General features: G+C 42.1%; 16 protein-coding genes and 1 pseudogene. 2 read left to right on the top strand and 15 right to left on the bottom strand.

Translation table 11 applies throughout. From position 1 onward, the window contains the following. Positions 1-327 precede the first annotated feature (327 nt). Positions 328-1,654, top strand: a pseudogene (guaD, locus tag KHN79_RS16385) (guanine deaminase). 58 nt (positions 1,655-1,712) lie between these two features. Here guaD and KHN79_RS16380 read toward each other — a convergent pair. Continuing rightward, entirely contained in the window at positions 1,713-2,657 is a 945-nt protein-coding gene (locus KHN79_RS16380) for a carbon-nitrogen hydrolase family protein (RefSeq protein ID WP_182011736.1), read from the bottom strand. Between the two features lie 147 nt (positions 2,658-2,804). Between KHN79_RS16380 and KHN79_RS16375 the strand changes: the two genes are divergently transcribed. Beyond that, positions 2,805-3,689: a LysR family transcriptional regulator gene (locus KHN79_RS16375; protein ID WP_182011735.1), complete on the top strand. Its 885-nt coding sequence runs from the start codon at positions 2,805-2,807 to the stop codon at positions 3,687-3,689. Here the strand turns inward: KHN79_RS16375 and KHN79_RS16370 are convergent. From KHN79_RS16370 to KHN79_RS16305, 14 genes are all read right to left on the bottom strand, one after another. Next, a complete protein-coding gene (locus tag KHN79_RS16370; RefSeq protein ID WP_182011734.1) occupies positions 3,686-3,964 on the bottom strand; it encodes an antibiotic biosynthesis monooxygenase in 279 nt (92 codons plus the stop codon). The two genes, KHN79_RS16375 and KHN79_RS16370, sit on opposite strands and share 4 nt — an antisense overlap. Before the next feature lie 5 nt (positions 3,965-3,969). Continuing rightward, positions 3,970-4,482: a GNAT family N-acetyltransferase gene (locus tag KHN79_RS16365; RefSeq protein WP_182011733.1), complete on the bottom strand. Its 513-nt coding sequence runs from the start codon at positions 4,480-4,482 to the stop codon at positions 3,970-3,972. A gap of 63 nt (positions 4,483-4,545) precedes the next feature. After that, on the bottom strand, positions 4,546-4,776 hold the full coding sequence (locus KHN79_RS16360; RefSeq protein ID WP_211907304.1) for a cysteine-rich CWC family protein: 231 nt from the start codon (positions 4,774-4,776) through the stop codon (positions 4,546-4,548). Between the two features lie 74 nt (positions 4,777-4,850). Then, positions 4,851-5,603, bottom strand: a complete 753-nt coding sequence (locus KHN79_RS16355) for an SDR family oxidoreductase (RefSeq protein ID WP_182011732.1) — start codon at positions 5,601-5,603, stop codon at positions 4,851-4,853. Positions 5,604-5,761: 158 nt separating this feature from the next. After that, positions 5,762-6,250, bottom strand: coding sequence for a c-type cytochrome (locus tag KHN79_RS16350; protein WP_244812751.1), 489 nt, complete (start codon positions 6,248-6,250; stop codon positions 5,762-5,764). A gap of 48 nt (positions 6,251-6,298) precedes the next feature. Beyond that, positions 6,299-6,829 (bottom strand): GNAT family N-acetyltransferase, encoded by a 531-nt coding sequence (locus KHN79_RS16345; RefSeq protein ID WP_244812749.1) that lies wholly within the window; start codon positions 6,827-6,829, stop codon positions 6,299-6,301. 302 nt (positions 6,830-7,131) lie between these two features. After that, a complete protein-coding gene (locus KHN79_RS16340) occupies positions 7,132-7,554 on the bottom strand; it encodes a GNAT family N-acetyltransferase (protein ID WP_182011731.1) in 423 nt (140 codons plus the stop codon). Positions 7,555-7,782: 228 nt separating this feature from the next. Continuing rightward, entirely contained in the window at positions 7,783-8,259 is a 477-nt protein-coding gene (locus KHN79_RS16335) for a PaaI family thioesterase (protein WP_182011730.1), read from the bottom strand. A 182-nt stretch (positions 8,260-8,441) separates the two neighbouring features. Next, entirely contained in the window at positions 8,442-8,957 is a 516-nt protein-coding gene (locus KHN79_RS16330; RefSeq protein ID WP_182011729.1) for a cytochrome b/b6 domain-containing protein, read from the bottom strand. Then, positions 8,950-9,234: a PepSY domain-containing protein gene (locus KHN79_RS16325; protein WP_182011728.1), complete on the bottom strand. Its 285-nt coding sequence runs from the start codon at positions 9,232-9,234 to the stop codon at positions 8,950-8,952. Before KHN79_RS16325 ends, KHN79_RS16330 begins: the two co-directional genes overlap by 8 nt. A gap of 136 nt (positions 9,235-9,370) precedes the next feature. Further along, the gene (locus tag KHN79_RS16320) at positions 9,371-9,928 is read right to left on the bottom strand and encodes an SOS response-associated peptidase family protein (RefSeq protein WP_182011727.1); all 558 of its coding nucleotides are present in this window, start codon (positions 9,926-9,928) and stop codon (positions 9,371-9,373) included. Positions 9,929-10,627: 699 nt separating this feature from the next. Next, positions 10,628-11,152 (bottom strand): acyltransferase family protein, encoded by a 525-nt coding sequence (locus KHN79_RS16315; RefSeq protein ID WP_211907303.1) that lies wholly within the window; start codon positions 11,150-11,152, stop codon positions 10,628-10,630. Positions 11,153-11,701: 549 nt separating this feature from the next. Continuing rightward, positions 11,702-12,733, bottom strand: a complete 1,032-nt coding sequence (locus KHN79_RS16310; RefSeq protein ID WP_182011725.1) for a methionine synthase — start codon at positions 12,731-12,733, stop codon at positions 11,702-11,704. 31 nt (positions 12,734-12,764) lie between these two features. Then, positions 12,765-13,739, bottom strand: a complete 975-nt coding sequence (locus KHN79_RS16305; RefSeq protein WP_182011724.1) for a DUF1852 domain-containing protein — start codon at positions 13,737-13,739, stop codon at positions 12,765-12,767. Positions 13,740-13,887: the final 148 nt, after the last annotated feature.

The raw sequence follows: 13,887 nt of genomic DNA, 5'->3' as shown, positions 1-13,887 counted from the left end.
TTAACGCACGAAAATAGCTGCACTACTTCAGGTCAAATCTCCTCGAATCCTCACCAGTCTGGTTAAGGCTCATACCCAATAACTAAAAACATCCCATAAAATCAGTTCGTTAACCCAAAATTCGCCGGTTTACTAATCTGGCACAGTTCTGGCTTGATCACTTTGCTTTTCTTGGTTTTCGGTTGTTACATAAACTACTCTATTGACAAGGGCTTGCGGAAATAAGTCAAAAACCATGGGTATCAAACTTATTCAATGGAGTGACTCATGAACAACAAAACGGACGTTCTATACATAAAGAACACGGAAAAATTTTCTTCTCACACGATGCCAAAAACGATGGTAATACGTGCGAGCTTGCTCCACTTTCTCGACGATCCCGCCAAGGTAACCGACCTCAAGCAAGCGTTTCAATACTTCGAAGACGGACTGTTGGTTATCGAAGACGGACTGATTAAAGCAGTAAAGGCGTTTAGTGAATCTGACACCGCACAGTATAGTGAGATCGTGGATTACCGAGGCAGACTTATTGTACCGGGCTTTATTGACACACACATCCACTACCCTCAGACAGAGATGATTGCATCCTATGGCGAACAGCTACTTGAGTGGCTAGAGAATTACACTTTCCCGACAGAAAAACAGTTTGAAGACAAAGCACATGCGAAAATGATCTCACGATTCTTCATCAATGAGCTACTAAAAAACGGTACCACCAGCGCTTTAGTGTTTGGTACAGTTCATCCGGAATCTATCGATGCTCTGTTTGAAGAGGCACTTGAGAAAAACATGCGTATCATCGCCGGTAAAGTCATGATGGATCGTAATGCTCCGGACTATTTACTCGACACACCAGAGTCCAGCTATCAGGATAGCAAAGCGTTAATCGAGAAGTGGCATAATCACAAACGACTTCAATACGCTATCACTCCAAGATTTGCCCCGACTTCATCGCGCGAACAACTGGCAGCTGCAGGTAAACTCAAAGCCGAGTTTCCTGATGTCTATGTGCAAACACATCTGGCTGAGAACAAGAATGAAATTGAATGGGTAAGCGCTCTTTTCCCCGAACACGAGGATTACCTTGCGGTCTACCAGCATTACGGATTAGTTGGTGATCGTTCCGTGTTTGCCCATTCGATTCACCTCTCCGACCGGGAGTGGAACGCTTTTGAGCGCACAGATTCGGTTATCGCATTCTGCCCTACCTCAAACCTGTTTCTCGGCAGCGGGCTGTTCGACTTAAAAAGAGCCGAACAAAAAAAATATTCGTGTCGGTCTGGGCACTGACGTGGGTGCGGGTACCAGCTTTAGTCCTTTCCAGACGTTAAATGAAGCCTATAAAGTGATGCAATTACAAGGCGAAAAGCTGTCGGCATTTCAAGGTTTGTACCTTGCGACGCTAGGCGGTGCTCGCGCTCTCAGTATCGACGACAAAGTAGGTAACTTTAAAACAGGCAAAGAAGCCGACTTTGTGGTCTTAAACTGGGCACCCACAGATTTGCAAAAGCTCCGCCATCAACATACGAAAAGTCTAGAAGATAAGCTCTTTGCATTAATGATGATGGCTGATGACCGAAACATAGAGGCGACCTACGTTGATGGTAAGCTGGTCTACACCTCAGCCGATCACCTAGTAACTTCATTGGTCTGAGTATCTGGTATCTAGCTAATAACAATCTTCCCCCAATCTTATTATTGGGGGAAGATTGTTATTCTGCTTCCCTGATACGGATAGACGTTTGAGGTGCTTTGTTTACGTTGAGTGTGAAAATATCAGGACGAGAGTAATGGCCTGCAACATCGAAAGAGCGTCTGGCCGCAGCCACTTTATCGGTATCAATATCACAATATATAATTCCTTCTTCCTGATGCAGCGGTGTAACTAATGTTTCACCGCCTGGTGCAATGATTGTGGAGTCCCCGCCATTAATCCATTCTTCTTTATCCGGATAGAGGGTTTCTTTTTCAGGGAAGTCATCGGGCAAATCACTGACTCTCAACAGGTTACCGCTACCGACCACATAACACCTGCCCTCTCTTGCAATATGACGCAAGCTTTCTGTCCAATCCGAACCACTATCATAAGTAGGCGCAACATAAATTTCGACACCTTGGGCGTACAGCGCATAACGAGCCAGCGGCATATAATTCTCCCAACAAACCAGTGCACCTATTCTACCTACTGGTGTGTCTATTACCCGCAACCCACTGGCATCACCAAATCCCCATACCATTCTCTCTGGGTTGGTCGGCATCAGCTTGCGATGCACATTAATCAGGTTACCCTCGTGGCACACCGTAATGTACGTATTGTATAAAGTAGTACGACTGGCACTTGAGTCACGCTCATTGATACCACACACAACGGTGACATGATGTCGCTTTGCAGCTTCATAAATCGGAACTAAGTCCTCTGAGCTTAAATCTACAGCATTGCTCATTAAACGTTGATAAAGGTTGTCTGTTGTTCCCCAGTCTTTGCCAGGCCGTAGACGCCATAACCAGACTGGATAGCCAGGAATAAAGGCTTCAGTAAACACAACTAATTCAGCGCCATTGTCAGCAGCAGATTGAATACTTTCAACCGCCAGCGCAATACTACGTTGTTTATCTAAAAAAGCAGACGCTCGTTGTACTACCGCTAACTTTTTCATGACAACACCTCCTCTAAAACTCGGTTTTATTCTTATTCCACGAACAAGTCTCTTGATGTGCAAGATCAGTTTAGGTGTGCAAAAATTAAAGCGTTACCTCTAAAAGTGCCCATTGGCTGTGCAAAATTGCACACAAGGACTGTTTGTATGAACTGGGATGATCTAAAAATATTCTTGGCTGTTGCCCGACGTGGCTCAGTGAGTGGTGCAAGTGTTGACCTTGGCGTACAGCACTCCACAGTTTCAAGGCGTCTTCGGGCGATGGAAGAAAAGCTCGGCGTACGTTTAGTTGAGCGAATTCAAGGCGGCTATGGTTTGACACTTGCTGGTGAGAAACTCCGAACGACTGCAGAACATGTTGAGAGAGAAGTACTTAACGCTCAAGATAGCTTGCTTGGTCAGGACAAGCTTTTAAAAGGTATGCTAAGAGTTACTGTCGTTCACCACATTGCCTACTCTTTATTCCTCCCGATCTTCGCCAGATTCCATGAACAATTTCCGGATATAGAACTGGAGATACAATCTTCTAATACTTACTTGAGTATGCCGCATCGTGAAGCAGACGTTGCACTAAGGGTCACGAACAACCCCGCTGAAGTACTGATCGGGAAAAAGTTAATTACATTTGCGTCTGCGATTTATGGAAGTAAAACCTATTTAGAACATTTAAGGCAAACGGGCGAGAAGCCTAACTGGATTGGTACGGAATGCTGTGACTTCCACCGCGCATGGACGAAAGAGGTTTGCCCAGAAGGAATACACAACTTCACAATTGATGACACGGGTTTAGCGCATATGGCGATAAAACAAGGTGTCGGACTCTCTTTCCTGCCCTGTTTTATCGGTGATTTTGATGACGATATAGCTCGATATGAAGATGTTAAGTTCTCCGCTTTTTACGGTTTAGATTTATGGATGCTGCTCCACGAAGATCTAAGGCACACAGAGCGCGTACGAGCGTTTCGCAACTTTGTCATTGAAGAAATTGAACAGCAGCGTGACAAATTGGAAGGCAGGTTAACAGCACTTTAATCGTGCAATATTTCATAATGACGTTCGACGTTAACCGTCACTTTACCCCAGTATGACTCTTTCACCCTTTTCTGATGTGCGTCAAAAGCCACCTCGTCGCAGAACTCTTCATATACATCAAACCGCACTGGGTTATGTGCACTCTCAGTAACGCGAAACGTAATACAGCCAGGTTCTTGCAACGTCAGGCGCGTATGGTTTTCCAGTTCACTTTTTACCAGCTCTAACTCTGATTCCGGCACCAAAATATAGCCCTTCAGTGTAACTTTCGGCATACCACTTATTCACTCAATAACTTAAAGAAATATACCGTGGCTTCCAACTCGCCACTTGAACTGCGCGCAAATTGAGGGATTTGCCCGGCTTCCGTATAACCAATTGAGCGGTACAACGTAGAAGCGATATCACCAAGTCGTGTATCGAGTACCAGTAACGACAAACCGATTTCTGCAGCCGTACTTTCCATCAGTGACATCAGTTTTTTACTTACGCCCTTCCCTCGTGCACTGGTTTTAACCATAAGTTTTTCGACTTCTCCCCGGTGCGAACCATTGGCTTTCGAGCACAGAGAAAGTTGAACCGCACCAACGACGGTATTGTTGTCGTAAGCTAGAAAAAGCTTTCTCGATCCAGCTTGAAGATCAGATTCTACTGATTGCCAGTAAGCTTCAATTTCACTACCGTCTACCGGTGTTAAAAATCCCACAGAGGCACCACTTTCGACGCAATCGTTAAGCAGATCATGCAATTGAACAAGCACACCTGAGACCGAATTTACTTCTTTTATTTCCACTTAACTTTCCTTGTTTAAATAATCATACTCAGTTCGCTTAACTACCCGAGCTATCCAATTGAACTAACTACCTTTGTTACTGTTCTGATACTTTAAAGCACATGCCTTACAAATACATGCCTTTCTTCGTTTTTCTGCAGGCATCTGAGAAAGAAGTGCTTCGGGAAACTTGATGGATGGGTCATTACACCAACACGATTTGGTGACGTCTTTATCACCTAAATTGACACAAGCGTTCGCCTGCCCGCATAAAGGGCAAGCAAGCGGATCTGGAGTGACTGTTCTGATTTTCACACTAAACCTCGCATTACGTAACGCTTACTTAAACAACATGGATGAATAAAATGAACCCAACTACTAGGCATGTATTAAAGTCCACCAGCCAAGTCCAGATAATTTCCAGTCGAAAATGATGACTTCTCTGACGCTAACCAATAAATCGCCTCAGCAACTTCTTCTGGCTTCCCGCCTCTTTGCAAAGGGATAACACTCTTTAGCCTTTCAATACGCTCAGGCTCGCCACCATCGGCATGCATATCAGTATGAATTAAACCGGGTCTGACACAGTTGACACGGATTCCCTCAGACGCAACTTCTAACGACAAACCTTTCGTTAAGGTATCTATTGCACCTTTTGACGCCGCATAATCGATGTACTCGTTAGGTGAGCCAGAACGAGCCGCTCCGGAAGAGACATTGACAATAACACCACCCACTCCGCCATGACGAGTTGACATACGCTTGACGGCTTCGCGGCAACATAAAAAGTAACTGGTCACATTGTTTGAAAGTATCGCGTTAATTCTGTCGGCAGTCATATCCTCTAAGCGCATTTGTCTTTTTAAGATACCAGCGTTATTAACCAGAACAGACAGTGTCCCTAGTTCTCGGTCAACCACAGAAAACAGTCGTTCGACATCTTCCTCGCGAGATACATCTGCCTGGACCGTAATACATTTACCGCCATTACGGGTGATCGTTTCAGCCAGCTTACTTGCTGCTTCTGAATTGGATTTATAGTTAATGCATACCGCATAACCATTATTCGCAAAAAGTTGCGCTGTCGCAGCGCCTATACCTCGACCGCCACCAGTAATGATTGCCACTTTTTGTCTGTTCATTAAACTTCCTTTTATACAGAACATGCTTCGTCTCACCAGTCCTGGTAAAGACCCACAAGATCAACAGGATAGAGTAATGCGCCACGATCACAAGTCTTATAACCAAATAACCGCTAGATGCTAAAGTCAGCGAGGGTGACGTGGTCAAAGAACCTGAGCTATTTTGGAGGTTGCGGCCATTGAATGTACGGCGTTTTGGGTTCTTCCTCCGGAGGTACAAAGGACGGGACAGCGTTCTCCGCGCTACCTAAGCTCTTTATGTACTGATAGACGGCGCTCAAATCTTCTTCTTTCATTTCGTTTAGCGCCCACCAAGGCATAGGTGGTCTGGTTTTAATTACTTTGGCTTTTGCTATCCATTCAGCTTCAGATAAGTTACCAACATACTCACGTAAGTTAACAGGGTAAGTAGTTCCCCACGGACCTCTGAAACCCATCTGATCGCCCATAAGCCATTGCGACTCTGGTGTCGTTCCACCGCTGGGAGCATATCCTGCAGTATGACAATCGTTACAGCCACCAATTTGGACGAGGTACTTTCCTTTCGCATATTCTCCTCCCATATCCTCTGAGAAAACCACAGGAGTGAAAATAATCGCCATCAATAATAGTGAGGTGTATGTCTTTCTCATCAACATAATTAGCATGCCTGTACCATTGCAAACAGGCTAATTATAGTTCTGTTAATAAAGGGACTAGTGGTTGAGGATGATAATATTATTAATTATCACCATTGAGACAAAATTCGAAAACTGTTTGGAAACGTTAGCTCTTATACTCCTCACGTTTCCAGACCATCGGAACAAAGCGGATGCCATTGATTTCTTGTTCAGAGTCAGACGCAACAAAGCCTTGTGACTGATAAAGTTTACCGCATTTACTGAGGCTCTTAATCGTATTTCCTTTGCAGTTCCTAGTGCCAGCAGTTGTTTTAGTAACAATTTACCTAAACCTTTCCCTTGATAACTGGTGTCTACAAACAGATGAGTAATGTAACTTCTCTCTCTTATCGCACCAAAACCAATCACTTGGTTGCCTTGTGTAACTTTAAAGCTCTGAAAATGTTCCCTGTCGAAAGCGGTTTGAACATCAGGCAGCACCTTAGCAGCAAAGAGAGAGCGCCCCTCTTCACTAAAGTATGGAAAAATACTCGCCTCAGAGACTCTAGCCACCAGTTCGGCTACCGCGGCTAAATCGGAATGTTCCGTTGCTTCGATAATCATCATTAAGTCCTACTTAATCTTTTTAAAATTAAGCTATATACCCAAGTGACTTCAAGATGCAGGATTCAGAGCAATGCCACTGATTCAAGTTCAAGGAATACGACGCTGTGTAATAGCGAGTTATTTCCAAGTTGTTTGACGATGAAATTGTTTCAGTGACATGCTCCCAAAGGGCCCTAATTAATCAACCACGGGGCCTTGGCTTACATACTTTGTTAACGATTTTTGATTTAGAACCACTAGATCATCAAATCGTTGCCTCATCTGTAAGCCAAGTCATTCTCGCTGAACCGGGCATCTTGAGGTTACTTGGGTATAGAGAGCGACATTTTTACAATAGTTACTTCTCTACCCGTAGGTAATGTATCTTGTGCGCCCGAGCCATCCACAGAAAAGCCAAAGTTCTCGTACAAGTTACGAGCAGGCGAATTAAAATCATAAACTTCTAGCTTTAACTCTTTATATCCAAAGCGTCGGCTATCTTCAATTACGCGAGACAATAATTCCTGCGCTATACCTTGCCCTCTAAACAATCGATGGACTTGAGTACCAATATAGCCCACATACTCACTATCACGACAAGGAAGCGCCTCCGCCGCGCCGACTATCATATCGTCGATGATTGCAACGTATTGCGGAAACTGTTCACGTTCACTCTTTTTCAGAACGGACTTAATACGCTCTTTTGGAGGAGGCGGGCTAGCGAAGAAATCACCTTCATCAAACACGCTTTGCCAGAGAGATAAAAACTATCCAAATCCGTTGGGACAATGCGTCTTACTTCCATATACCCTCTTAAATACTTCATAACAAGTTACAACATGTGTTAAGAACATCGAAACTAACACACTTAAACGTTACTCAGTTCCACAAAGTTTTTATTTTTTGATATCTGATGAAGATAAAGGCAACTTAGGTTCGGGGAAAAAATCACTACCTGCAAACAAGACCTTTCATCAATCTGAAGTAAACCAACTATTAGGAACTTTGACTGCAATCACTTGGCTGGTACAACATAATTCGTCACCAGAATACAATTCGCAGCTTACCGTCATCTTATTTTCATTAACACTTTCAATGACGGCGACTAGTTCTACATTTTGATCTATTCGTACCGGTTTTAAATAGTTAACTTCCTGTTTTCCTGTCGCGTACCAGATAACCTCGCCCGATCCAACTTCTTGTCCCTGTAACTGATACCCTTTCGCTATTGCGGTGCAAATACAATGACAGTCAATAATAGTCGAAATGATCCCACCATTTAAAAACTGAGTAGGTCCGGCACAGTGATGTGAAGATGGTACAAATGTGCAGGCGGACTTATTTTCTTCTATCCAATGGCTTTTTATCTGTAAGCCGGATGTATTATTCGGGCCGCAGCCAAAACAGTGGTTATCTGGAATCAGATCTTGAAACGCTTTTCCCTGCTGCATATCTACTCCTGAAATAAAACTCTTTATATCGGCGGATGTTCAACCAGAATGGCATCGAATTACAGCGTAAACAAGTGCGGTATTTTTATCTCAAGACACGATTCGTTTTTTAGTGAGCGATCAAAAAGAAAGCGACAGCAATTTGTCACTTTCTATATTCTATATTCTATATTTAAAGGGAGTTATTTTCTCAGCTTACGCGGAAGCATATTTTTCAGATAAGAGTGCCCGGTAATTCGGCTCATAACGACTACTGCAGCGATGTGGATGCATACACAAAAGAAGGTGATATTGACTGCTGACTCATGAACGGCTTCAATCCAATCTTCACCCCAGAATAGGTCAGTTTCCATCATATACCCGGAAATACCAGCGACTATCAAACCAGACCATATACACCAGATCATGATCGCGCCTGCGGGGTTATGTCCTTGGTGATCATCTTGCCGTGTCTGGTATACCTCTTTTAAATGTTGAATGGCGCCAGGGATAGAAGGCCGAAAAGAAGATAAACGTGCCGGTGGTTTTGCTACACAGCCCCATGCTAGCCTTATCACAACGCCCCCAATCACGATATAACCGACCCACTGGTGTATCGTACTTCCTTCCTCGGTAATGAAATAATTGACCAGAAAGAGAGTGGCAACCACCCAGTGGGTAAACTGTACAACCCGATCCCAAGGCGCTTTGTTAGTCATCGATTTCCTCTTTTACGACTGTCATGTCGACAGGGTTATAGTATATTTCAACCCGTTTTCCGCTCTGGTCATAACCGTATAGTTCATAGCACCCGGTGCGAGTTTGTTTAAACGTCTTAACTCTATAACCTTTCGATTCCACCATTTTCTGAGCGGATTCGATTGGCATCCAATTATTCTTGCTTTCTTTGGTACAAGTAGGATCTCCAGCGTAAGCGCTGAGCGAAATCATTCCTATGATCATCATTGTTGAACCTAAAAGCGTTTTGCGTTCCATATGTATTATTCCTGTTAGCAGTAAGAAAGTTTGAAGCTCACCACTAACATTAATCTTCATGACTTAAGAACCGCTTAAGATAATGGCGGCCAGTAGAAGATACTTGTTGGATAACAAAACCCTAGAGGTAAGTACTTCATTTAATCGTTAACGCTTGATTAAACTGGTTTTCTAATAGCTTATAAACATGTTCGCCGCTTCCGCTTATCCAGTTCATGACTTCTTCGTCAGGGATTAACAGCGGCATGCGATGATGAAACTCGCTGCACTGCTTATTGGGTTCTGTAGTTAAAGTGACAAGCTCTTTTCCGCCCTCTAAAGCAATGCCTGCCATGTATAAAACATTGCTCTCGCCTCGGCTAAATAAATACCTGACCTTTCTGTCTCCCTCTTCCCGCCACTCATACCAACCAGAGCAAGGTACGATGACACGGTTGAACTCAAACGCGTGAGCGAACGTTGCTTTAACTGCAACCGTTTCGGCTTTAGCGTTAATGATCAGGTTATTTGCCCATTCTGGCTGTATTCCCCAGGGTAAATCGAGCTGTTTTAACTCACCATTTTGTATACCAATGGTGGAAACGATTTGAGTCGGTCTGAGATCCTGATTGGTTTCGGTTTTAAAACTGATCCCAAGCTGCTCTGAAACAATTCGGCAAAGCGGTTCATTAATAACATTTAACCTGCCACACATATCTCACCCCTATGAATCAAGATAAATAACACCAATTATAGTTACTTTATCACTCATCATTTTTTGAACTTTACAGGCAGTATTGCTCAAGAGCTAATACCAGATAGGATTAACGACAAAAATCCACTAGCCACAACATTTAAGGTTAAATAAATAAAAAACAATGTGATTATATTTTATTTTCTCGAGATGATTTCGAATCATTCACGTAGTAAAAAAAACTTAATAAATCATTGTTATCGACAAGCTTCTTGGTTAATAATGACAAATATATACAAGTGACACTTGCAATAATTATACTTTCATTATTAGAATTAGGGAATAATGAATCAAGTATACTTTTTGAAATCATATAATAAAAGACGTGAAAGATTAGAATTATTAAACTTGATTGGCCAAGATAAATAAATGACTTTTTAATGTAATTAGTATATTTAGCTATATAAAATGACATTGTAATAATCAAATAAACTCCAGAAAGAGAACCAAACACCACCAAAAGTGGTAACTGTACTTCTCTGGAATATATACTTGCTTTAGCCCCCATGCTTACGCAAAATACAAATACAATAAGAAAAACTAAAGTTAGCGCTGTATTAGGAATATGATTCTTTATAGCATCCTTAAGTATAAAACCTAACAAAAACAATCCCAGACTTGAAAAGATTACGTCAGCATTAAACGGAAGCCCTGGAATCGTTATACTTTTATTAAATATTTGAAGATCAACATTCCACAATGAATTGAATAGGTTATAACCAAAAACATGAGCATGATTGAGATGATTATCCCTTTTATTTTTTCATTTTTATCTATATGTATAACTTTTAACAGAATTGTTGCTGATATAAAAACCAACCACAGATGTGGTAAATACCAATTTTGATACCACATTCGAGGTAAGAGAACCCCTGTACCGTATAACACACCTTTTAACTGCCATAACTCTTTATCTCCATTTAGTACTATGGCAATAAAACTAACACTTAAAAGTGTAAAAAAATAAGGTTTCAATAAGGAACTGGATTTTCTGGATAATACATAGGTAAATTTATTGTATTTATAAAAAACACCAGACAGAATAAAAAACAACGGAAGTCTAACTAAACCCATATAATCAAATATTTCTATCCAAAGCTCCTTAATCTCCGTGTGTAATAGCACAACAAGTAATATACTTATCCCTTTAGCTACATCAATGTGTGCAATGCGTTCACTCTTCATACTCAATCTTACCTAAGGTAATATCTTCAAATTACGAACAAAGTGCCTCTATATTTTTATGAGGCAGCAAGGCATTCAATTTGTCACACGTGAGCCGAGCTTAAGATTAAGAATAGACAAAATGCATAAAAAAGCATCTACACAAGGATAAAATAATAACGAAATAGAGTTTGAAATAGCGATAGATAGAGATATTAACTTACTTTTCAAATCAGAAGTATATCTGAGATGTTTTATCCTCTAATACATAACTATTTGTTTTAATGTGGATATCATTAATTCTTAGAGGATATGGTTAGACAAAAAAGCGGTTAGCTGAGCTGTACAGTACCGACTAGATATTTAGCGAGTTTCTCATAATTGACATTATTCGAATTTTATAATTTAAGCCACAACACTAAACACTTTTTGTCCAAGGCTCTGTCATAAGAACATGTCTCGAATTGTGATTAGTTAGATAGCTAAAAAACTGGTTGTAAGAGCCAAATACAAAAAAGGTTACCGAACTAATATCCAGTAACCTTGATATGTACATGTAAATAACCTTTGTTATTTCGCTAGAATCTCATTTCTCACAATCTCAGCACCGGCACTTAGTGCATTGAGTTTTCCGCGAGCAATTTCTCGGGAAAGTGGAGCCATACCACAGTTAGTACATGGGTAGAGCTTGTCTGCATCAACATATTTCAGCGCTTCACGAAGTGTCGCTGCTACCGCTTCTGGCGTTTCAATGGAGTTAGTTGCTACATCAATAGCACCAACCATCACTTTTTTACCGCGCACAAGTTCAAGCAGTTCTACTGGTACATGCGAGTTATGGCACTCCAGAGAGATAATGTCGATGTTCGATTGTTGCAGTTTAGGGAATACTTCTTCGTATTGACGCCATTCGCTACCCAACGTCTTTTTCCAATCTGTATTGGCTTTGATTCCGTAGCCGTAACAAATATGCACTGCGGTTTCACATTTCAGACCTTCGATTGCGAGCTCCAGAGCCTCTATCCCCCAGTCATTCACTTCATCAAAGAAAACATTGAACGCTGGCTCATCAAACTGGATGATGTCCACACCGGCCGCTACAAGCTCCTTCGCTTCTTCGTTCAGAATTTTAGCGAACTCTAGGGCGAGTTCTTTACGGGATTTATAGTGCGCATCGTAAAGTGTATCCACCATGGTCATAGGACCGGGTAGCGCCCATTTAATCGGTTTGTCTGTCTGTGAGCGCAGAAACTTTGCATCTTCAACAAACACCGCTTTTTGTCGGGAGACTGGCCCCACAACACTTGGCACCCTGGCTTCATAGCGGTCGCGGATTTTCACTGTCTGACGATTTTCAAAATCAACGCCGTTTAAGTGTTCAATAAAGGTGGTTACAAAGTGCTGACGAGTCTGCTCGCCGTCGCTCACGATGTCTACTCCTGAGCGTAATTGTTCCTGTAGTGCTACACGTAGCGCATCGTGTTTACCGTCAATCAGCTCTTGTCCTTCCAGTTTCCAGGGAGACCAAAGTACTTCTGGTTGAGCTAGCCAAGTCGGCTTAGGCAGACTACCTGCCGTCGAAATCGGGAATAATTTTTTCATAATATTGGCTGTTCTGTTGTCTCGTTAAGGATTAAGCATATTGAGCGGACCATTGCTCAAGAGCCGATTGATAAGGTTTGATGAAGACTTCTTCAGCAAACTTGCCCTGTTCAATCGCTAATCGGGTACGCTCTTCGCGGTCATAAACAATGTCAGTTAAAGAATGGGCATCACTCTTCAAGTTCGCTTGATAACACTCCCCTGCTGCTATGTCGGCAAAATAGATTTCAGGGCGGTAAATCTTCTGGAATGTTTCCATGGTGCTGATGGTACTGATCAGCTCCAGGTTGGTGTAATCATTTAACAGATCGCCAAAGAAGTAGAATGCAAACGGCGCTACGCTGTTTTTCGGCATAAAGTAACGAACTTGTAGGCCCATCTTCTGGAAGTATTGCTCGGTTAACGACGATTCATTCGGCTCGTATTCCACACCAAGAACAGGGTGTTCGTTGTCGGTACGGTGATACACTTTACTGTCTGAAACGCTCAGACAAATCACTGGTGCCTTGGTAAAATTCTGTTTGTAACTATCTGAATTTATGAAAGACTTGAATATGTTACCGTGCAAAAGGCCGAAATCTTCCGGTACCGAGAAGTGTGATTTACCTTTATTGTGCTCCAGTAAACGCACGCTAAAGTCGTAATCACGCACATAAGAAGAGAAGTTGTTACCTACAATGCCTTCAATTCGTTGATTTGTTTTGCGATCAACGATATAGGTTTTTAACACTTCAATGGATGGAATCTCTTCGCTCGCGTTTTCCATCTTGATATCAGCAGAGATGATTTCCAGCTCCACCGTATAACGCGCGCCCGTTGGGTTATCCCAGAAAGCCAATTCGTTGAAACGGCGGTCAATCATGTTTAAGGCGTTGCGTAAGTTTTGTTGACGGTGCTCGCCGCGAGCCAGGTTCGCAAAGTTAGTCGTGATACGAGTGTTGTCTGATGGATGATAATTTTCATCAAGACAAGTCTTTTTAATAGTAAACGTAATATTCTGAGTCATGAGCGTTATCTCAATGTACTTAAGATGAAATCAAATCCATCTTTCGTTAGTTCATGACTCATTTGTAACTGACGTGCTAAAAAAACAATAACGCAATTACTTGATGTTCAATATGAAAAAAATTCATTTTAAACTGGACTATCCCCAA

It is taken from the genome of Vibrio sp. B1FLJ16 (genome assembly GCF_905175385.1).
Taxonomy (GTDB): Bacteria; Pseudomonadota; Gammaproteobacteria; order Enterobacterales; family Vibrionaceae; genus Vibrio.
This window is presented reverse-complemented; position numbering and strand designations above follow the sequence as displayed.